This window comes from Halosolutus sp. DAT137 (genome assembly GCF_059736405.1).
In genome coordinates this window covers 1-18,801 of sequence record NZ_JCAQID010000013.1, presented here as the reverse complement: position 1 = coordinate 18,801, position 18,801 = coordinate 1, and the positions used below count along the sequence as shown (strand labels likewise).

The window sequence follows — 18,801 nt, the reverse complement described above, 5'->3', positions numbered from 1 at the left end:
AATCCCTCGCGGGCCGTACTACCGTACCATGACCGAGGCCGATCCGACGGCGATCCGTTCGCTCGCCGTCTCCCCGACCGACGTCGTCGACGCGTACGTGTACAGCCAGGAGAACCCCGGCAACGCCGTGCTCCGGGTCACGCCACCGTTTCACGGGCGCATGCGCGCGAGACTCCACGTCTACCGCGTTGACGATGCGGAACTCACCGGCGCGGTCCACGTTTCGCCGGCGGATCTCATCGAGGAATCCGTAGCTGCTGTGTACCCCCAACTCGAGGAAACGGTCCTCGACGAGGACGACGCGGCGGCGCGAGTCCGCGAGCGTCACGCCGACACGATCGCGTCCTGGCAGGATCGAGCCCGCGAGGCGGTCGTCGACTCGGTAACGATCGAGACCGACGACGGACCACACCGGATCGAAATCAAACGTCTCGGTTAGGGACTCTCGAAGTTCCGGCGACCGAGAATCCGAGAACCGGGAGGGATGGCCGTTCCGTCCGTTACTTTCACTTTCACCCCGGACGGGTCGGTTTGACGTACACTCAGTCCAACTGGGAGGTATGGCACTGATCGTCGACGGGACCACGGAGCAGGGGACGAACGAACATGCGCGAGCGGATACGCACGCGCGAACGACCAAACAGACCCAGACGAGCGAGCACTCGACGATTCGCGAACACGACGGTCGACGGCGAATCGACGTCACCGACCTGCGCGCGGCCGGCATCGAATCGTTCGTCCGATCGAGCGTCGAGACCGAACGCGTCTCGCTCGAACACCGCGGCGCGCGGACGTATCTCGTCATAGAAGAGTGAACTGGGAGGCGCGAACGCGGTCTGGGCCCTGTCGTCCGATCGATCGCTCCGTACCTGTCGAAAATCGCCCGACGGGGCCGCTTACGTCTTCGAAATGCCTGCTGCATCCTCCGCGGCGGTTCGCACGGAGTCGACGGTGGCGTCCGGAGAACTCGCCGCGACGGCGGCGTTGAGCGCGCCTTCGAGCACCGGGGCGTCCGCGATCACGACCTCGGGAACGTCGGTCGTCTCGATCGCGAGTTCGGCGTTCATCACGGCGCTGCCGAGATCGACGAGCACGACGACACCGTCGTACTCGCCCGCGTCTCCCGTCCCGTTTGCGTCACCTGTCCCGTTTTCCCCTCCGTCTTCGATTTCGGTGTTGCGACCGCCAGCGGCCGCCTCGATTGCCTCACCGATCGGATCCGGTGTCGTCCCGATTCGACCGTCTTCGGTGCCACCGACGGCTTCGATTCGCGCACCGCCGGCCATCTCCGCTGCGATCTCACGGATGCCCTCTGCGGCCCGCTCGCTGTGAGAGACGACGACGATCCCGACCATCACTCGCCCCCGTCTGCGGGAACGTCCTCCGGTTCGCCCTCAGCGTCGCCCACCTCGTCCGGTTCGATGTCAGCCTCGGCATCGACGATCGCCGCCGGGTCGGCCGCGATCTCGCTGTCCACGTACTCCGTCGCGACGGCGAACAGTTCCTCGAGCAAGTAGAGAGTGCTCGTCGCACCGGGGTCCTGGTGGCCGACCGATCGCCAGCCGAGATACGATGCCCGACCTTTTTTCGCGCGGATCGGCGTCGTGAACTCGACGCCGCGCCGGGCAGCGTCGACGGCCCTCCCGAGCGCTTCGATCGGTTCGCGGTCGTCGACCTCGATCGATTTTTTGTAGGTGTGGACGGCCGGGGTTAGCGCGTCGACCATCGTCTTGTCACCAACGGAGGCCTTCCCACGTTCTTCGACCGTCTCGAGATAGCGTTCTGCGAAGGCGATCGTGGATTCCGGTGTGAGACCGTCCTCGAGTTCTTGACTGGCTTTCATCAGCGAGCCACCGTACAGCGGGCCCGCAGCGCCGCCGACCTCCGAGACGAGGGCGACGCCGACCGTCTTGACGAGCGTGGCCGGATCGTCGTCGGCCCCTTCGAGACGCTCGAGTGCGGTCTGGAACCCGCGATCCATGTTCGCCCCGTGGTCTGCGTCACCGATCGCGGAGTCGAGATCGGTCAGGTGGGCCTTTTCGTCTGCGAGTCGGCCGGCGATCGTCTCGACGGCGTCGCGGACCGCCTCGGAGTGGGTATCCGGATCGGCTCCGGGAGTATCCGAATCAGTGTCGTCCGTTGCCATCGATTACTCCGACCCCGGTACCGTCAGTGCGGGCGTCTCGACGGGTGCAGCGAGCAGGTCTTTGAGTTCGTCGTCGAGTTCACAGACCGTGATCGAACAGCCCATCATGTCCAGCGAGGTCATGTAGTCGCCCACCCAGGCGTCCCAGGTCTCGAGGTCGTGCTCGTCGAGTATTGCCTGGAGTCGACGGTTGACGACGTACAGTTCCATCAGCGGCGTCCCGCCCATCCCGTTGACGATCGTCGCGACCTCCGTTCCCGGTTCGAGATCGAGGTCCTCGAGAACGGCTTCGGTGAGGTGGTCGGTGATCTCGTCCGCGGACATGAGATCGGTCCGCTCGGTTCCCGGTTCGCCGTGAATGCCGATTCCGAGTTCGATCTCGTCCTCACCGAGGTCGAAGGTCGGTTCGCCCTTCTCCGGCGTCACACAGGAGGTAAGCGCCATCCCCATCGTCCCGACGTTCTCGTTCGTTTTTTCCGCGACCCGTTTGATTTCGGCCAGATCGCCGCCCCGGACGGCCATCGCCCCGGCGACCTTGTGGACGAGGATCGTCCCGCAGACGCCGCGACGGCCCGAGGTGTACAGCGAGTCCTCGACGGCGACGTCGTCGTTGACCACGACGTGCTCGACGTCCGTGTCGGCTTCCATCTCGGCCATCTCGATCGCCGTCTCGAAGTTCATCACGTCACCCTCGTAGTTTTTGACGACACAGAAGACTCCGTCACCGCCGTCACAGGCCTGGATAACCTCGCTCAACTGGTCGGCCGTCGGAGAGGTGAACACTTCTCCCGCCGCCGCCCCGTCGAGCATCCCGTCGCCGATGTAGCCCGCGTGGGTCGGTTCGTGACCGCTGCCGCCGCCGGAGACGAGTCCGACTTTCCCCTCGACCGGCGCGTCGTCGCGGACAACTGTTTCCGTCCCGTCGACGCGTCGGAGGTCGTGGGCCGCGACCATTCCCTCGAGCATCTCGTCGACGACGTCGCCCGGTTCGTTGATGAGTTTCTTCATGCGTCGTACCCAGGGTTAGTGTGGGCACATAGCAAGATAACGCTTGCTCGTAACCCTTCTTCGAGTGAATGAGTCGATCCGAAAACGGCGATATTCGGCGGCCGGCTCGGAGCGGAACCGACGTCCCACTCAGACCGGAAGCTGGATCATGACTGGTTGGCTCGTCCCGGCTCGTCGGGAGACGAGACCGGCCGCTATCTATCACGAACAACCAGTAATAAGCTCATCACGGATCAGATACACTCTCGTGTTCGCAAACGGTCACTCACAACGACCGTCGCCGTGACTGTACAGTCAGCCGATCGCAACGAATCGAGAGCAGATGCCGGGCTGCCTGCCCGTTCCCAGCCAACCTATTTCCGTCACCTCGGTGGCAATCTACCCATGGCTGACACCATCAGCACCGACGACGAGGTTACGCGCGACGAAGCAGCGACACACCTCCAGGAACTCGCCCACGAACTCCAGGGCGAAGGCGTCGCGAACGTCCGCGTCGGAAACAAAACGCTCACGCTCACCCCCGCGTCCGTCCTCGAGTACGGCATGGAAGTCGAAGAGCGATCGCCGATGCTCGGCGGCGATCGCGAGGAGATTACGCTCACGCTTGGCTGGGCAGTCGAGGACGGAGACGAGTAAGCGACTCGTCGAGAACGTAAACGAGTAGGTGGCCGAGACCCATCGGGAAACCGGTAGGACTAATTCGCCGGCAACACGAGCGCCTGCCATGCGCCTCGCGCGAATCGCGACCAGCGACGGACCGATCGCCGGCCGGTACGAGGACGGCACCGTCCAGACCGACGACGCTGTCTACGAGGTCGACGACGATACGACGTTCCTGCCGCCGTGTAAGCCGTCGGCGCTGTACTGCGTCGGGCGAAATTACGCGGCGACGCTCGACCAGATGGAATACGAACGACCCGAGGAGCCAGACTTCTTCATCAAGCCACCCGCCTCGTTACTCGGCCACCGGGAGCCGATCGCGTACCCGCCGTTTACCGACGAACTGACCTACGCCGGGGAACTCGCGGCCGTCATCGACGAGTCCTGTCGGAACCTCACGACAGACGAGGTTCCCGGTGTAGTCCGGGGCTATACGATCATGAACGATATGGACGCACTCGACCAACAGGGTCGGACCGCCCGCAAGGCCTTCGACGGCTCCGGTCCGCTCGGCCCGTGGATCGAGACCGACCTCGACCCCACGGCGATCGGCATGTGGACCGACGTCGCGGGCGAACGCCGACAGGAGGCCAACACCGAACTGATGCTGTTCGGCCCGCACGAAATCGTTGCCTACCTCTCGAAGCGGTTTACGTTCCGGCCCGGCGACGTCGTTGCGTTCGGTAGCCCCGCGAACCCCGGCCTCGTCGAACCAGGCGACACCGTCGAGATCACCTACGAGGGCGTCGGGACGTTGCAGAATACGATCGTCGAGTCGAGCGAGTGAGGGACCGACCCCGAGGCGACGGTCCGAGAGCCATCAAAACACGCGATCGAGACGGAACATGCGATCGCGACGGGAAGAAAGGCACTTTTGCGTCCACACCCTCGCTCTCGATGTGAGCGCGGACACGCCCCGGCGCGTTGAAGTCTACCCCGGTCGCGAGGTCGTCGTCGAGTTCGAACCCGACCTGACCTTCGAGTGCGTCGAAGAGTGCACCTGGTGTTGTCACCACGGGGTCTTGCTCTACGATCGGGACCTCCTCGAACTCGCCCAGCGGGCGAACTTAGCGGAGACGACGACCGACTTCCGCGGCGAGAAGTTCGTCACCCGCGAGCCCAAGAATCGCGAGGACCACGTCGCTGAAGACGGCCACGCCTGTGCGTTCCTCCGCGAGGACGGCCTCTGTACGCTGCACCTCGAAGAGGACTGGAAGCCGACCCGCTGTTCGGTCTTCCCGCTCGGGGTCTGGCGCGAAGACGGCGACCTCCACGTCGACATTCGGGACTCCGCCCACGACCACTGCGAGGGACTGAACGTCAGCGATCGGTCGGTGATCGACAACCTCGATGCCTTCCTGCCGGAACTCCTGTGGGACCTCGAGAACCCGGATTCGGATCGGGAACTATAACCCTCCACTCACGTCACCTCTCGAGAAAACACGCCACCAGAACCGGTGACTCGGCCGAATCGAGACACGTGCTATCACGCTTCCCAAACCATTTAACCGTCTACCGCACGTAGTCATCCTGTGACAGAAAACTCCGGGCGACGGAACCTCCGTATGCCCAACAACGACGAAGTATTCGCCGTCGTCACCGAACACCTCGGTGGTAACCACGTCCAGCTGCGCTGTGCAGACGGCGAGGAACGCCTCGGCCGCATCCCCGGCCGAATGAAATACCGCACCTGGATCGAGCAAGACGACATCGTCGTCGCCGAACCCTGGGACTGGCAAGACGAGAAGGCCACGATCGAGTGGCGATACACCAGTCAGGACGCAGACCAGCTGCGCCGCGAAGGCCACATCGACTGATACCGTATCCTTGTCCGGCGGATCGTAACGCACCCGATTCTATCGAGCGAGAGCGCTGAGCAACGCTGCAACTGTCGCCGTCGAATCCCGAGAGCGGAGCTACTCGTCTCCTGCGAACTCGTCGATGACCGCGTCACAGAAGGCGTCGAGATCGTCGGGGTCCCGGCTGGTGACCAGCCCGTTGTCGATGACGACTTCCTCGTCGACCCACTCGCCGCCCGCGTTCCGAACGTCGGTCTGCAGACTTGGATAGGAGGTGAGCGTTCGGCCGTCGACCGCGTCGGCCTCGATTAGCGTCCACGGGCCGTGGCAGATGACGCCCGCGGGCTTTCCCGCCGATCGGTGCTCGGAGAGCAGCGCGATCGCGTCCTCGTCCAGCCGAAGCGTGTCCGCGCCGACGGTCCCACCGGGAACGATCAGCGCGTCGTACTCCTCGGCCGAGACTGACTCGAACGTCCGGTCGACCTCGTAGGAATCGCTCCACTCGAGGTCGTTGGTGACGGTCTGTGCCTCGCCGGTCTCGCTTCCGAGGACGTGTACCTCGCCACCGGCGTCGGAGACGGCCGCCTTCGGTTCGGTGAACTCTACTTCTTCGCTCCCTTCCGACGCGAGGAAGATCCCGACTGTCGTTCCCTCGAGGGGCTGTCGATCGGTTTCGTTCATCACTCGTGAGTGGACTCGCGATCGGAGTAACGGTTCTACTTACGTATGCAACGGGTGTCGTCGGGAGCGCTCGTCGAGGTATCCAAGACGCGAGCACTCGTCTGATCAGCCGGACGGTCACCGCGTCGCCCGTTTCCACTCCTTCAAGCCGAGAACGTCGCCGTCGATCGCGTCCGGGTCGGCCTCGGTCGCCGCCCAGACGAACATCGGCGCGATCGAGTCGGGGTCCCGACCCGCGCCGCCCGAGAGGTCGGTCGCGATCTGTCCGGGATCGAGACAGCCGACTGCGTACTCGGTGTCGGCCGCGAAGCCGCGGACGACCGCCTCTGCCGTGGCCTTCGAGATCGCGTAGGAGCCGTACCCGGGCTTGGGGTTTCGAGCGATCGCACCAGTCGGGACGAGGACGCGCGCACCGTCGTTCAGGTGCGGCAGTGCCTCACGGATCGTCGCGTAGACGCCACGCCCGTTCGTCCGCCAGTGGTCGTCGATCGTCGAGTACGACTCCCGATCGGTGGGCGTCTCGCCCGGCGAGCCGTGGTAGACGCCCGCCGCGGCGACGACGACGTCGATACCGCCAGTTCCGGTTCGCGAGGCCGTCTCCACGAGCCGTTCGACGTCGAACTCGTCGCGGACGTCGGTCCGGACGCCGGCGACGGTCCCGCGTTCCGTCATACCTTCGAGCGCAGCGACGGTCTCCTCGATCGCGTCGCGATCGCGAGCACCGACGACGACGACGGATGCATCCTCGGTCGCGAACGCCCCGGCGACCGCACGGCCGATTCCGCGGGTTCCACCGGTTACGACGGTAGTGAGTTCGTCCATACGCGATCGACGACGGCCCGCCACAGGAAACCCCAGACTCCCGGCAACCCAGGACGGGTTACCGACGGCCGAAGACGCGCTGGAACAGGCTCCGCGGCGTCGGTCGTTCGGCAAGCAACACCGAACAGTCGACGTGGTTGACGACGTCCAGATGCAGCGAGCCGGTGACCAGCCGCGAGAGCAGTCCGCGCTCGGTCGCCCCGAGCAACATCAGCGTGTGATTAGCAGACTCCCGACAGATCGCCTCCTCGACGTTGCCGGAGTCGTCGACGACGAGATTCGCGTCACTCAGGTCGTGATCGACAGCCCATTCTCCGAGGAACTGCTCTCCGCGCTGGCGTTCTTCGGGTCCGTCGACGACGTACAGGAGGGTAATCTCGGCGCCGGCGATCGATTCGAGCGTCTGTGCGACTTCCGCACTGAGATCCGAGTCGGGTCCACCAGCCGTCGGCAACAGGACCCGAGAGCTGTCGAACCCGCGATCCTCGAAGACGAGGAAGTCACAGGGCAGTTGGCTAGTGAGTTCGCTGAGCGGGCGCTCGGCACGTGCGGCGTCCCACAGCCGGTTTGCACCCCAGCCCATCACGACCAGATCCGTCTCGTACTGTTCGGCCGCGGTGAAGATTTCCTCGAACGATCGGTGCGAGACCACCGTCGACGTCTCGCAGTCGACGTTGTAATCGCCCACCGAGTCGTCGAGATCCGAGAGCAGGCTCTCGGATTCCGCCACGATCCGCTCGCGCTGGCGGCCGGTCGCGGCAGGGCGGTCCGGCACCTGTACGATGTGGGCAACGTGAACGACTGCGTTCTCGTGAGCGCTTGCGAGCGTGGCTGCGAGGTCGACGATTCGTGACTCCGTCCGCGGATTTGCGATCGGAACCAGCACCCGGTAGGCGTCGTCGCCGGTGTCGCTCGTTTCGGCAGTATCGATCAGGGGGACGTAGGAGCGACCGACGAATCCGCCGAACAGCCATTCGCGGATCGATAACCGCCGCTCGACACCTCCAAACCGTGCGGACTCGAGGCGCTTCTCGCTCGTCTGGTAGTAGTTGACGACGGTCACAAGGAGGATACCCCCGAGCGTGTTCCCGAGCAACACCGGGAGGACGAAATCGGTCATCCCGAGGAGCAGCGCAAGTTCGCCGGCAAACACGAGATACAGCATCTCGGTAAAGGAGACGACGACGTGAAACAGATTCCCGATCGGGATCGCGAGAAACGCAAGATAGACGACGACGAGCCGCGAGATCGTGTCGCGAGACGCGAAGGTGACCCAGACGACTCCGGCAACGATCAGTCCGGCGAAGGCTGCTTTTGAGAACAGGGACCACCACGCCGTCTCGACGCCGTGCTGGGAGACGGACATCGCTGCCGCTTCCGCCTCCGGCGAGAAGACCCCACCCCAGGTCAGCGCGGCCGCACCGAGGGCACCGCCGGCGAAGTTCCCCGCGAGCACGATCGTCCAGTGCCGGAGCAATGCGGGAACGCTGACCAGTCGTTCGAGGGTCAACGCGACCGGCGGCAGCGTGTTCTCGGTGTACAGCTGGTAGCCACCGACGATGATGTAGATGAAACCAAGAGGGTACAACAGGGTGCTAAGTATCGGATGGCCGTCGGTCGCGCCGTACATCGAGGCGTACAGCAGGAACGTGATCGTAATCGCAAAGCCGGCGGCCAGCCCGCTAAAAAATAGCTCGCGGTTCCCCGACGTTATTTCTTCGTCCGCGTCCGCGATGATCCGCTGGAAGACTTCGTCCGACGAGAATCGGTCGCGAACGACCGACCCGACCGCGGGAGCACCGTGTCTCGATCGTTCGACCGCGTCACGAACCGTTTCTTGCTCCGATTGTGCCGGTTCGGGCGGTCTCCGCCGAGATGGCGTTTCCGTCTCATCGCGTTCGGTACGCGTAGAATCACTCATTGGTTGATCGAACCGTTAGACGAACTAATCGTTTGGCTTTGGCGTGGACGAATCGAGAGACGGGCGTCGGCCGCAACTCGGTCCCACTTCGTGTTCTCGTCACGTTCAGCGGCTGGCGGTCGGTGGCGGAACCCTGTGTAGGGAAACGTACGTTTAACAGGGGACCGCCACTGAATAATACACATGGAAACGCTGGCCGGGGAGTCAGTCGTCGTCATTGGAGCCGGCTTTGGCGGGCTCTCGACGGCCTGTTATCTCGCCGACGCGGGCGCTGACGTCCGAGTGATCGAAAAGAACGAACAGCTTGGGGGCCGGGCGAGTCGACTCGAACGAGACGGGTTTCGGTTTGACATGGGCCCCTCGTGGTATCTGATGCCCGACGTCTTCGAGCGGTTTTTCGCGACGTTCGATCGAACGCCGACCGATTACTACGATCTGACGCACCTCGATCCGCACTACCGGATCTTCTTCAAGGATAGCGCGGAACGGAGTTCCGCGAACGATGCGAGCGCACGAAGTGCGCGAGCACACGGAGAGAAGGTGGATATCACGGCCGATCTCGATCGGACCAAACGGATTTTCGAGGAGTACGAGGAGGGCGCGGGAGAGGCCCTCGAACGCTACCTCGAGAAGTCCAAAGAGAACTACGAAGTCGGAATGGAACACTTCGTGTACGAGGACCGGACCCGACTGCGAGATTATATCGACCTCGATGTCGCCAGACAGGCGCGGGGGCTCTCGCTGCTGGGGTCGATGCAGGGCCACGTCGAGAACTACTTCGAGCACCCAAAACTCCAGCAAATCATGCAGTACACGCTGGTCTTCCTCGGCGGCTCACCGAAGAATACCCCGGCACTATATAATCTGATGAGCCACGTCGATTTCAACCTCGGCGTCTGGTACCCCGAGAACGGCCTCGGCGGCGTCGTCGACGGCATCGCCCAACTCGGCCGCGAACTCGGAGTCGAGTACGACACCGATCGGCCGGCGACCGCGATCAAAGGGCGCGAAGGGGCGTTCCTGGTCGAGACGCCCGAGGGTCCGCTGCGACCGGATCTGGTCGTCAGCAACGCAGATTACGCCCACACAGAACAGGAGCTACTGCCGCCGAAGCGACGGGGGTACGACGCCGACTACTGGGAGTCGCGAACGTACGCTCCCTCGGCATACCTGCTCTATCTCGGCGTCGAGGGCGACGTTCCGGACCTCGAACACCACACGCTGGTGCTCCCGACCGACTGGGAGGAACACTTCGACCAGATTTTCGACGATCCCCAGTGGCCGGACGATCCCGCCTACTACCTCTGTGTGCCCTCGAAGACCGACGACGACGTGGCCCCCGAGGGCCACAGCAACCTGTTCGTCCTCGTTCCGATCGCGCCGGGACTCGAGGACACGCCCGAACGCCGGGAGCAGTACCGCGACCTGATCCTTTCGGATATCGCCGAGCACACCGGCACCGACCTGCGCGATCGGATCGTCGTCGAGGAGTCGTTCTCCGTCGACGACTTCGCCCAGCGGTACAACAGCTACAAGGGAACGGCGCTGGGAATGGCCCACACGCTCCGCCAGACCGCGCTCTTTCGGCCGCCACACCGATCGAAGAAGGTCGACGGTCTCTACTTTACGGGGTCGTACACGACTCCGGGCATCGGCGTCCCGATGTGTCTCATCAGCGGCGAGTTGACCGCCGACGCGGTGCTCGAGGACTACGGCCGACCGGAATCTGCGGACGAACGCCAGTGACAGGCATGACAGAGGACTCGCTGTCGAGGACGAACGCGGGGTCCGAGTCTGGGTCTGGGTCAAAAGCGTCGTCGATGTCGACGCCAGAGACGGAGACCGCGACGACCGCAAACGCGGAGACGGCAGCGGACGGCGGCGACCGCAGCGGCACGCTTCGCGATCGGATTTCGTACCTGCTGGTGCTCTCTCGCCCGCGGTTCTGGCTCTACCTCGCCGGTCCAGTTCTGGTTGGCGTCGCCTACGCCGCCGAGAGCGTTAGCGACCTCTTCGCACCGGCGGCGATCGTCCTGTTCGCGTACTTCCTCCTGCCCGCGAACGTCTTTCTGTACGGAATCAACGACATCTTCGATCGGGAGATCGACGCCGCGAATCCGAAGAAAGACGAGAAGGAGGCGCGATATCGGGGCCAGCGATCGGTTCCCGCACTCGTTGCGGTCGCTGCGCTGCTTCCGCTCTCATTCCTGCCGATCGTTTCGAGCGCGGCGTGGCCCTGGCTCGCGGTCTTTCTCGTCCTCGGGACCGCCTACAGCGCGCCGCCGGTCAGGTTCAAAACGACGCCGCTGCTGGATTCGGTCTCGAACGGGCTCTACATCGCGCCGGGGGCAGCAGCCTACGCCGCCGTCGCCGGTTCTCAGCCGCCGCTGCTCGCGATCGTCGGCGGCTGGCTGTGGGCGATGGGGATGCACACCTTTTCGGCCGTTCCGGACATCGAACCGGACAGCGAGACCGGCATCCGAACGACTGCGACGGTCCTCGGGAAGCGTCGGACCTACGCCTACTGTGGGGCCTGCTGGCTCGCGAGCACGATTGTGTTCGCCGCGATCGACCCGCGTTTCGGGGCGCTGATGGCCGTCTACCCGCTGCTGGTCGCAGCGATCGCCACCGCCCGCGTCGCCGTCGACCGGGCCTACTGGTGGTTCCCGGCGATCAACACGATCGTCGGCGCAACACTGACGATGGGCGGCCTCTGGAGGTTCTATGGATAACACGACACCTCGGTCTCACGAGTGGACGCGAGCGACGGTTCAACAGCGCATGGAGACGATCGTCCGCGAGAATCGGTTTACGATCGCCGTTGTCTTCCCGTTCGTCGGGGCGGTGACGCTCGTTGCGAGCGCCGAGGGACTGCTTCCGGACCCGCTAGCGTACAATCCGTTTTTGATCCTGTTCGGGACGATGGTGATGCGATCGCCCCTGGTCGTCGGGCTTCTCCCGCGGATCAACCGGCGGGCGCTCGGCGCGCTCGGCGTCCTCGTCGCGTATACGTACGTGATCGAAATCGTCGGCGTGCGGACGAACTGGCCGTACGGTGCCTTCGAGTACACCATTCAACTCGGGCCGATGCTGTTCGGTGAGGTTCCCCTGGCACTGCCGCTGTTTTTCATCCCACTCGTGGTGAACGCCTACCTGCTCACGTTGCTCGTGCTTCGGGACTGGGCGGCAAATCCGATCGTTCGAGTCGGGACCGCGATCGCGGCCGTCGTCGGGATCGACCTCGTACTCGATCCGGCGGCCGTCGCAATCGGCTTCTGGGCGTTCGAGTCTGGCGTCTACTACGGCGTCCCGGTCTCGAACTACGTCGGCTGGGTCATCTCCGGGACCGTCGCCGTCGTCCTCGTGGATCTCGCCTTCGATCGGGCGGCCCTCCGCGAACGGGTCCGTGACTGCGAGTTCATCCTCGACGATCTGGTGAGTTTCATCCTGCTGTGGGGGACGATCAACGTCCTCTACGGCAACTGGCTCGCGGCCGGCGTGGCCGGGGTCTTCTGTCTCGGCCTGTTCAGTACGGACCGGTACGATCGCGAACTGGTCTGGGACACGCTGCCGATCGCCGGGGCCGGAAAATGAGCTGAGGCAGATTCGCGAGGCGTGCAATTCGAGACGGATTGGCTGACCGGTGCGTGTTGAGGCGGCTTACCGAGTCGGAACGTGTTCGCCCGGACCGGGACTGTGGCGATCCTGTTCGGCCGTCGGAATCGCGGAGACGCGCTGGAAGACAGCCTCGGGGTCGCGGTTCCAGTGCCAGTGCCAGCGCGTTTTGGCGAGACACCACAGTTTCCGCGTCGTCGACAGTGACGGCGCAGTCGAGAGCACGTCGTACCCCTGGTTGCGGATAACGGCGTGGTGTTCGGCGTAGAGGACGGCCGCGAGCAGGACCGGGAGCTGGCAGTCTTCGGGGAGATATCGGATGCCGGCGACGCCCTCGCGATACAGATCCTCCGTCCGGCCGAGTTCGTCGGCCATCGCCGCGCCGAACGAGTCCGAGTACTCGAGGCGTTCGATCTGCCCTTCGGAAACGTCGTGTGCGCGAAGCGTCTCCTGTGGAATGTAGATTCGATCGCGGTCGACGATGTCCTCGCGGACGTCTCGCAGAAAGTTCGTCATCTGGAACGCCTCACCGAGTTTGATCGCGTGAGGAAGGGCCGTTTCCTCGTCGTCCGATTCCATGATCGCGGTCATCATCACGCCGACAGCCGCCGCAGACCCACGCATGTAGGATTCGAGGTCGGCGTAGGTCTCGTACCGGCGGCGATCGATGTCCGTCGCCATCGCGTCGATGAACTCCTCGACTTCGTGGTCGGCGATGCCGTAGCGGTCCCGGAGTTCCTGAAACGCCTCCAGAACGGGGTCGCTCGGCTCGATCTCACCGAGCGCTTCCGCCCGGAGCCGGTCGAGTTCGGCCTGTTGGTCCGCCGGTGGAACCCCTGCAGCGTCGTCGACGACCTCGTCTGCGATTCGAAAGAACGCGTAGAGCACGTGCGTTGCGTTGCGGACCCGCTCCGGAAGAAACCGCGTTGCGAGATAGAACGTCTTTCCGGTCCGTTTCTGGATCGCCTTCCCTGCGTCGATATGTTCCTGTTGCATTCGTAGTCTCGTATCCACCTGACAGCAGTCGGGTGTTTTCTATACAACAGGTGTATATAAAAGAACTACCCCTCACTAGTAGGGCGAGATCGATCGCCAGCGAATAGTTCGTCGAGGAGCTTCCGCTGGGCGGTTCGCAGGTGCTGGTGGAACGTCGACCGAGAGATGCCCATCGTCTCTGCGAGGTCTTCGCCGGAGACGTTCCGCGGCCAGGCGAAGTAATCGGCGTAGTAGGCCTTTCGGAGCGCCGTGAGCTGGCGATCGGTCAGTTCCGACTCGAGTCGAGCGGCCATGTCCTGTGGCGTCTGCATCGGGTCCTCGGTTTCGTGATAGCGAATTAGTTCGACGCGATCGTACCGGGTCTCGAGCAGGTCGTAGGCCGATCGCGCTGCTTGGCCGTTCGGCAGATCGATGATCAACTCGGTAACACCGTCGCTGGCGTCGAATCGCCGGATCACACCGCCGTGTTCGCTCATCGCGGTAACGATTTCCTCGTCGACGGCCACTTCGAGCAGGCTTCCGTCGTCGTGGTCTGTGAGAACCGTCACAGCCGAAACCGCGTCGAGCGCCGCGACGGTCTCGGCGACTCCGCCGCGGTCGGCGTGGAAAAAGACCAGCGGGGTCCCGTCTGGTTCGTAGGTGAGGCCTCGGTAGGTGACGGTCGCATCGAGTTCGCGGGCGAGCGTTGTGACGAACAGCGACGGATCCTCGATCGAAAGTTCGAGTTCGACGACTGTATCGATCGTCAGCATCCGGCGGGCTTCGATCGCGTTTATCGCGGTCGCGATCGTATCCGCGAGCGACTCGAGGACGAGTCGTTCCCGCCGTTCGAAGACGCCCGCTTCGTCGCCAAACAGCATCAGGACGCCGTAGCTAACGTCGCCATACTCGAGGGGGAATGCGGCAACCGAATTGAACGCCGATCCGGCACCCGAGGGCCACCAGCGATCGGCGTCGTCGAACGAGGAGAGGTCCTGAATCACCTGCGGCACTCCCTCTTCGAGCGCCTTCACGGCTGGATGTGAGTGATCCGAGCCGAGGACGAGTTCGCCGTCTTCGAGCGGAACGTCGCCCGAACTGTGCCACTCGCTGGGTGTGAGCCGTCGGTTCGTCACGTCGACCTGGCCGGTCCAGGCGAGAGCGTAGGAATCGGGTTCGGTCAGTCGTTCACACACGCGCCGCTCGATTTCGGGTCGCGTCTGGGCGCTCACCGCGGCGGTGGTTACGTCCCGGACCAGCCCGTTGAGTCGATCGAGCACGTGCTCCAGGGCGCGACGTTCGTCCCGAAGCCGATCGGCGGTCGCTTCGATTTCGAGTTCGGCAAGTTTGCGATCGGTGATATTCAGGTGAACTACCGAAACGCGCGTCTCGTCGTCGACGGTGAAGCGGCTGGCCCGCATCAGAAACCACTGTTTTTCCTCGGGGGAGTGACAGGGGTACTCCATCGCGAACGATTCGCGGTTACCGGCGAGGACGGACTCGAGTCCGGTGACGGCTTGCTCGGCGTGGTCGTCGTCCGCCTCGGCAGCCGTGGCGATGTAATTAATGCCGATATCGTCGGCGTCGCCGGGTCGCGTTTCGGTCCCGAATGCGCGCCACGATCGGTTCGTCAGGAGGATATTTCCATCGGCGTCGAGCACAGCGACCGTGATCGGGAGCGTATCGAGGGTCGCAGTGGCGAGGGAATGCCGTTGGACCATCGCGGAGAACTTCGTTGCGAATCGTCTTAACACGCATGCCCACCCGTCGGGAAACGCAACCAACGGCCTGGTTCCGGACGAACTGGTCCCGGACGGGCAGGATCACTCGAGGAGTTCCTCGCGCAAGAGCGGAATGAACGTCCCGATGTCAGTGACCATCCCGATCGCCTGGGCACTGCCGCGATCGAGCAACTGGGTGACGGTTGCGGGATTGATGTCGACACAGACAGTCTTCGTCGTCGAAGGGAGACAGTTCCCAACGGCGACCGAGTGGAGCAGCGTAGAGAGCATGAGCACGAGATCGGCCTCGTGGGCCTGTTTGCGGATCGCATCCTGAGCTTCGATCGCGTCCGTAATCGTGTCCGGGAGCGGACCGTCATCGCGGATCGACCCGGCGAGGACGTAGGGCACATCGTTCTGGACGCATTCGTACATCACACCCTCGTCGACGATGCCTTCCGTGACGGCTTCCTCGATACCGCCCACCCGGACGATCTCGCTGATCGTGTAAATGTGGTGTTTGTGGCCCTTCCGCGGGTGTTCGAGCGACTCGGTGTCGACGCCGAGGGAGGTCCCATAGAGGTCTCGTTCCAAGTCGTGGACGGCAAAGCCGTTGCCGGCGGACAGGGCATCCACATAGCCCGCCCGGACGAGGTCCGCGAGGGCGTCTCGGCCGCCCGAATGGACGATCGCCGGCCCGCAGACGACGAGAACCGTCCCATCGTTCGCGTCGACCTCGCGGATTTCGTCGCCGATCGCCTCGATCAGCGACGCGGAGGGTCGCTCGCTCGAGACGCCGCCCTGCATGAACCCGAACGAGCCGCCGCCGTTGCGCGGGCGTTCGGGCGGTTCGACGCGGATTCCGGTCTCACCCGTAACGACGAGATCGCCTTCCTTGACGGCGTTGAGGACTGTGGTTCTGACGCGAGGAACCTCTCCGTCTGAACCCGGCTCGACGACCAGCGCACAGTCCATCTCGACGTTCTCGACGGCGATCCACTCCCCTTCGACCCGGACGAAGGTCGGATGGTTCGTCGTCGAGTAGAAGTCGGCGGGAACGACCTGATCGTCGGGTGCCGCCTCGAGCGTGGCGTCTCGCGGGTCGGCCACGGTTGCCCCCTGCTGATTGAGTTCGTGCACGATCGCCCGGAGGTCACCCTCGGTATCGGCTGTGACTCGCATTCGGCAGTACGACTCGGCGTGTTTGTGGCGGCCGACCTCGAACTCCTCGACCTCGAACTCGCCACCCATGTCCATGACGACCCCGAAACAGGTACCCATCGTCCCCGAGTCGATGATGTGTCCCTCGAGTTCGACGGTTCGTGAAACTGCCATTGAAGAGGGTTGGCGAGCGAGCACTGTGAATGTGTACGTCCTGGGTTGGGAAGCGCGACGCGATCGGACCCCGCTGCTAATCGACTGGAACGGTCAGCGACGACCGAGCCACTGTCATCGTTGAGAGACAATCACACGATATGATACCGGACCGAACGCTTTTACGCTCGTCCGTGGACAGCCACGACGGAGATCATCCGTGTCGGAACACCACACAACGTCGAAGACGGTCGAGCTGTGGGTCCGATCGTTCGCCCCCGTGACCACGGGACCGACTCAGGAACGGGCACTCGAGCGAGTCGACTCGCTCGAATCCGCGCCGTCGATCGAGTCGGTCGAGATCCGCGTCTGGGGGAAAGAGATCGAGCAAACGGCTCGATCTCGGCGGATTCCCCAGCTTTCCCAGATCCACGGCCGGCTGGATTCGTTCGAGCAGTGGGCGCGCCGAACCGGCCACAGCCTGCAGCCGTTTTTCCGCACGCGTCAGGTCCGCTCTTCGATTACGGGCGACGAGTACGCGGTCCGCCGACTCCCGACGATCGCACTCGCGGAGTTCGAGGACGGCGACCTCGTCCACGTCGCCCCGTGTCGCGATGGCGATCGAACGATCGACGTCTTCGATCGCCTTGACGCCCTTACAGCCGAGGCGACGGACCCGGTGATAACGTACGAGGAGGGTCGCCAGCGCGACGAGGAGATCTCCGACCAGCAACGGGCGAGCAGACCGGCTCGACGTTTCATAGAGCCGTCACCGTCTGGCCCGAACTGACGATTTCGCACCGTCACACGCACACGCAGCCACCTGTCATCTCGATCGCGGCCGTCGCTGACTGCCATTCCCGGCAGTTCGCGACGCCCGATCGATGGACGCCGGAAGGGTACTGAAACGAGTTACACACTGATCGTACTGTTCGCGGTTCCCGCTCGCGTCGCTCACTCACGGGTCACTGCGTTCCCCGTTCGCCGTCCGTGGTTCTCACTCACTTCGTTCTACCACTCGGAAAGCGCAGAAACGCCGTGGGACCAGACCAGAATGGTAAGGAAGGACCCGACGCCAGTCCGTGCGAACGCTCCCCCAACGTAGAACACCGACGCCGTACTCGCTTCGTACATAAGCCACCCGCCGAGCAACGGTGCGACCACGCTTCTCGGACGCCAGATAAGTTCCCGAATTCCGAAACTCGAGGCGACACCTCCCTCGTCCGTCCCTTCGCCTGCAAACAGCGCCATACTCGCCGGTTCGCGGAAACTATCCGCGATCCCGAGTGCCCCGCAAGCACGATGAGGGGGAGAAACGCATGCGACACCCCATCGAATATCGTCAGCCAGGCCGGCACTGCCTCCAGTGGCAGCCACCCCGGTAGGGGAAGCCCCGCCACCAGCATCGACACAGTCACCGCGACACTCGCGGGCAACTCCAGCCACGCCCCGATCGCAGGCGAAAACGGGACGAGAAACGCCACAAGCCCGTAGGCGGCCCCGCCGGCAAAGACGAACAAGGCTCTCCCGTACCCGTCCGAGAGCCGTCCCGTAAACGGCTGACAGCACATATTCGTAAATTTCTCGGCAACCACGGTGAGTGCAACCGCGAATCCGCCGTAGGCCAGCCCACCCTGAACTGCGGCGACACCGGCGAAGATCGGTACCCACGTCCGAACCAGCGTCACCGAAAACGCGTACTGGAAGCGAAAGCTCGAAAGGGGTTGTTCCGCGTTTAAGACCCAACGGATGGACACCAAACTGATTTGATCGTAGACAGCAGCTGCTCCGCGGAACGTGAATATGAATAGGAAGCGGCGAATCGGATTTCCCAGAGGGTCTCCCACTCCAGTACTCCCCAATACGCAGACGGGCTTATCTTCCGTGTTCGGGATGGGTACGGGAGGAACCCCGCCGCTCTGGCCGCTGTAATGCCGATCGGCGGAATCGAACCGCCGCAAGGCCACGATCGGTCACTGCTGATTGATAATGCGATCCCAGGGGATCGCGATATGAGTGGAGGCGGCGAATCGGATTTCCCAGAGGGTCTCCCACTCCAGTACTCCCCAATACGCAGACGGGCTTATCTTCCGTGTTCGGGATGGGTACGGGAGGAACCCCGCCGCTCTGGCCGCCCTA

19 protein-coding genes, 2 rRNA genes and 1 pseudogene are annotated in these 18,801 nt (G+C 63.8%); 10 read left to right on the top strand and 12 right to left on the bottom strand.

Features of this window, described 5'->3' with window-relative positions; translation table 11 throughout:
- The first annotated feature begins 28 nt into the window (after nt 1-28).
- Together AC6I6L_RS19460 and AC6I6L_RS19455 are read left to right on the top strand one after the other, a co-directional pair.
- Nucleotides 29-439 carry a DUF8009 family protein gene (locus AC6I6L_RS19460; RefSeq protein ID WP_497919433.1) on the top strand — a complete coding sequence of 137 codons (411 nt, stop codon included), beginning with the start codon at nt 29-31 and terminating at the stop codon, nt 437-439.
- A gap of 121 nt (nt 440-560) precedes the next feature.
- The gene (locus tag AC6I6L_RS19455) at nt 561-815 is read left to right on the top strand and encodes a hypothetical protein (RefSeq protein WP_497919432.1); all 255 of its coding nucleotides are present in this window, start codon (nt 561-563) and stop codon (nt 813-815) included.
- An 81-nt stretch (nt 816-896) separates the two neighbouring features.
- Here the strand turns inward: AC6I6L_RS19455 and AC6I6L_RS19450 are convergent, their stop codons facing one another.
- The 3 genes from AC6I6L_RS19450 to dhaK are packed head-to-tail and all read right to left on the bottom strand — an operon-like array spanning nt 897 to nt 3,154.
- Nucleotides 897-1,355 carry a PTS-dependent dihydroxyacetone kinase phosphotransferase subunit DhaM gene (locus AC6I6L_RS19450; protein WP_497919431.1) on the bottom strand — a complete coding sequence of 153 codons (459 nt, stop codon included), beginning with the start codon at nt 1,353-1,355 and terminating at the stop codon, nt 897-899.
- Complete coding sequence (gene dhaL / locus AC6I6L_RS19445) at nt 1,355-2,146, bottom strand: dihydroxyacetone kinase subunit DhaL (protein ID WP_497919430.1); 792 nt, start codon at nt 2,144-2,146, stop codon at nt 1,355-1,357. Before dhaL ends, AC6I6L_RS19450 begins: the two co-directional genes overlap by 1 nt.
- Nucleotides 2,147-2,149: 3 nt before the next feature.
- Nucleotides 2,150-3,154 carry a dihydroxyacetone kinase subunit DhaK gene (dhaK, locus tag AC6I6L_RS19440; RefSeq protein ID WP_497919429.1) on the bottom strand — a complete coding sequence of 335 codons (1,005 nt, stop codon included), beginning with the start codon at nt 3,152-3,154 and terminating at the stop codon, nt 2,150-2,152.
- Nucleotides 3,155-3,538: 384 nt separating this feature from the next.
- Here dhaK and AC6I6L_RS19435 point away from each other — a divergent pair, with 384 nt between their 5' ends.
- The 4 genes from AC6I6L_RS19435 (at nt 3,539) to AC6I6L_RS19420 (ending at nt 5,631) form a co-directional block, all read left to right on the top strand.
- A complete protein-coding gene (locus AC6I6L_RS19435; RefSeq protein WP_497919428.1) occupies nt 3,539-3,790 on the top strand; it encodes an amphi-Trp domain-containing protein in 252 nt (83 codons plus the stop codon).
- 88 nt (nt 3,791-3,878) lie between these two features.
- A complete protein-coding gene (locus tag AC6I6L_RS19430; protein ID WP_497919427.1) occupies nt 3,879-4,601 on the top strand; it encodes a fumarylacetoacetate hydrolase family protein in 723 nt (240 codons plus the stop codon).
- Nucleotides 4,602-4,713: 112 nt separating this feature from the next.
- The gene (locus AC6I6L_RS19425) at nt 4,714-5,226 is read left to right on the top strand and encodes a YkgJ family cysteine cluster protein (RefSeq protein WP_497919426.1); all 513 of its coding nucleotides are present in this window, start codon (nt 4,714-4,716) and stop codon (nt 5,224-5,226) included.
- Nucleotides 5,227-5,346: 120 nt separating this feature from the next.
- On the top strand, nt 5,347-5,631 hold the full coding sequence (locus tag AC6I6L_RS19420; RefSeq protein ID WP_497919425.1) for a translation initiation factor eIF-1A: 285 nt from the start codon (nt 5,347-5,349) through the stop codon (nt 5,629-5,631).
- A gap of 99 nt (nt 5,632-5,730) precedes the next feature.
- Here the strand turns inward: AC6I6L_RS19420 and AC6I6L_RS19415 are convergent, their stop codons facing one another.
- The 3 genes from AC6I6L_RS19415 to AC6I6L_RS19405 form a co-directional block, all read right to left on the bottom strand.
- Nucleotides 5,731-6,294, bottom strand: coding sequence for a type 1 glutamine amidotransferase domain-containing protein (locus AC6I6L_RS19415; RefSeq protein WP_497919424.1), 564 nt, complete (start codon nt 6,292-6,294; stop codon nt 5,731-5,733).
- 117 nt (nt 6,295-6,411) lie between these two features.
- A complete protein-coding gene (locus AC6I6L_RS19410) occupies nt 6,412-7,116 on the bottom strand; it encodes an SDR family NAD(P)-dependent oxidoreductase (protein WP_497919423.1) in 705 nt (234 codons plus the stop codon).
- A gap of 58 nt (nt 7,117-7,174) precedes the next feature.
- A complete protein-coding gene (locus AC6I6L_RS19405; protein WP_497919422.1) occupies nt 7,175-9,037 on the bottom strand; it encodes a formate/nitrite transporter family protein in 1,863 nt (620 codons plus the stop codon).
- A 183-nt stretch (nt 9,038-9,220) separates the two neighbouring features.
- On the opposite strand from AC6I6L_RS19405, the gene crtID reads away from it, so the two are divergent.
- From crtID to cruF, 3 genes are all read left to right on the top strand, one after another.
- Nucleotides 9,221-10,783 carry a bifunctional phytoene desaturase/3,4-desaturase gene (gene crtID, locus AC6I6L_RS19400; protein WP_497919421.1) on the top strand — a complete coding sequence of 521 codons (1,563 nt, stop codon included), beginning with the start codon at nt 9,221-9,223 and terminating at the stop codon, nt 10,781-10,783.
- Between the two features lie 74 nt (nt 10,784-10,857).
- Complete coding sequence (locus AC6I6L_RS19395) at nt 10,858-11,769, top strand: prenyltransferase (protein WP_497919420.1); 912 nt, start codon at nt 10,858-10,860, stop codon at nt 11,767-11,769.
- Nucleotides 11,762-12,631, top strand: coding sequence for a bisanhydrobacterioruberin hydratase (gene cruF, locus AC6I6L_RS19390; RefSeq protein WP_497919419.1), 870 nt, complete (start codon nt 11,762-11,764; stop codon nt 12,629-12,631). Before AC6I6L_RS19395 ends, cruF begins: the two co-directional genes overlap by 8 nt.
- A gap of 66 nt (nt 12,632-12,697) precedes the next feature.
- Here the strand turns inward: cruF and AC6I6L_RS19385 are convergent, their stop codons facing one another.
- The 3 genes from AC6I6L_RS19385 to AC6I6L_RS19375 form a co-directional block, all read right to left on the bottom strand.
- Nucleotides 12,698-13,648 carry a phytoene/squalene synthase family protein gene (locus tag AC6I6L_RS19385; RefSeq protein WP_497919418.1) on the bottom strand — a complete coding sequence of 317 codons (951 nt, stop codon included), beginning with the start codon at nt 13,646-13,648 and terminating at the stop codon, nt 12,698-12,700.
- Between the two features lie 65 nt (nt 13,649-13,713).
- Complete coding sequence (locus AC6I6L_RS19380) at nt 13,714-15,348, bottom strand: bacterio-opsin activator domain-containing protein (protein WP_497919417.1); 1,635 nt, start codon at nt 15,346-15,348, stop codon at nt 13,714-13,716.
- Between the two features lie 102 nt (nt 15,349-15,450).
- Nucleotides 15,451-16,683: an ornithine cyclodeaminase, nickel-pincer nucleotide-dependent gene (locus AC6I6L_RS19375; RefSeq protein ID WP_497919416.1), complete on the bottom strand. Its 1,233-nt coding sequence runs from the start codon at nt 16,681-16,683 to the stop codon at nt 15,451-15,453.
- A 199-nt stretch (nt 16,684-16,882) separates the two neighbouring features.
- Here AC6I6L_RS19375 and AC6I6L_RS19370 point away from each other — a divergent pair, with 199 nt between their 5' ends.
- On the top strand, nt 16,883-17,452 hold the full coding sequence (locus AC6I6L_RS19370; RefSeq protein WP_497919415.1) for an HTH domain-containing protein: 570 nt from the start codon (nt 16,883-16,885) through the stop codon (nt 17,450-17,452).
- A gap of 221 nt (nt 17,453-17,673) precedes the next feature.
- Here AC6I6L_RS19370 and AC6I6L_RS19365 read toward each other — a convergent pair.
- From AC6I6L_RS19365 to rrf (AC6I6L_RS19355), 3 genes and pseudogenes are all read right to left on the bottom strand, one after another.
- Nucleotides 17,674-18,383, bottom strand: a pseudogene (locus AC6I6L_RS19365) (MFS transporter); the annotation flags it as partial.
- An 88-nt stretch (nt 18,384-18,471) separates the two neighbouring features.
- Nucleotides 18,472-18,593 (bottom strand): 5S ribosomal RNA (gene rrf, locus AC6I6L_RS19360).
- Nucleotides 18,594-18,679: 86 nt separating this feature from the next.
- Nucleotides 18,680-18,801 (bottom strand): 5S ribosomal RNA (gene rrf, locus AC6I6L_RS19355).

Coding starts and splice junctions, on each gene's coding strand:
- AC6I6L_RS19460 (WP_497919433.1), top strand. CDS start 29: ATGACCGAGGCCGATCCGACGGCGATCCGTTCGCTCGCCGTCTCCCCG.
- AC6I6L_RS19455 (WP_497919432.1), top strand. CDS start 561: ATGGCACTGATCGTCGACGGGACCACGGAGCAGGGGACGAACGAACAT.
- AC6I6L_RS19450 (WP_497919431.1), bottom strand. CDS start 1,355: ATGGTCGGGATCGTCGTCGTCTCTCACAGCGAGCGGGCCGCAGAGGGC.
- dhaL (WP_497919430.1), bottom strand. CDS start 2,146: ATGGCAACGGACGACACTGATTCGGATACTCCCGGAGCCGATCCGGAT.
- dhaK (WP_497919429.1), bottom strand. CDS start 3,154: ATGAAGAAACTCATCAACGAACCGGGCGACGTCGTCGACGAGATGCTC.
- AC6I6L_RS19435 (WP_497919428.1), top strand. CDS start 3,539: ATGGCTGACACCATCAGCACCGACGACGAGGTTACGCGCGACGAAGCA.
- AC6I6L_RS19430 (WP_497919427.1), top strand. CDS start 3,879: ATGCGCCTCGCGCGAATCGCGACCAGCGACGGACCGATCGCCGGCCGG.
- AC6I6L_RS19415 (WP_497919424.1), bottom strand. CDS start 6,294: ATGAACGAAACCGATCGACAGCCCCTCGAGGGAACGACAGTCGGGATC.
- AC6I6L_RS19410 (WP_497919423.1), bottom strand. CDS start 7,116: ATGGACGAACTCACTACCGTCGTAACCGGTGGAACCCGCGGAATCGGC.
- AC6I6L_RS19405 (WP_497919422.1), bottom strand. CDS start 9,037: ATGAGTGATTCTACGCGTACCGAACGCGATGAGACGGAAACGCCATCT.
- crtID (WP_497919421.1), top strand. CDS start 9,221: ATGGAAACGCTGGCCGGGGAGTCAGTCGTCGTCATTGGAGCCGGCTTT.
- AC6I6L_RS19395 (WP_497919420.1), top strand. CDS start 10,858: ATGTCGACGCCAGAGACGGAGACCGCGACGACCGCAAACGCGGAGACG.
- cruF (WP_497919419.1), top strand. CDS start 11,762: ATGGATAACACGACACCTCGGTCTCACGAGTGGACGCGAGCGACGGTT.
- AC6I6L_RS19385 (WP_497919418.1), bottom strand. CDS start 13,648: ATGCAACAGGAACATATCGACGCAGGGAAGGCGATCCAGAAACGGACC.
- AC6I6L_RS19380 (WP_497919417.1), bottom strand. CDS start 15,348: ATGGTCCAACGGCATTCCCTCGCCACTGCGACCCTCGATACGCTCCCG.
- AC6I6L_RS19375 (WP_497919416.1), bottom strand. CDS start 16,683: ATGGCAGTTTCACGAACCGTCGAACTCGAGGGACACATCATCGACTCG.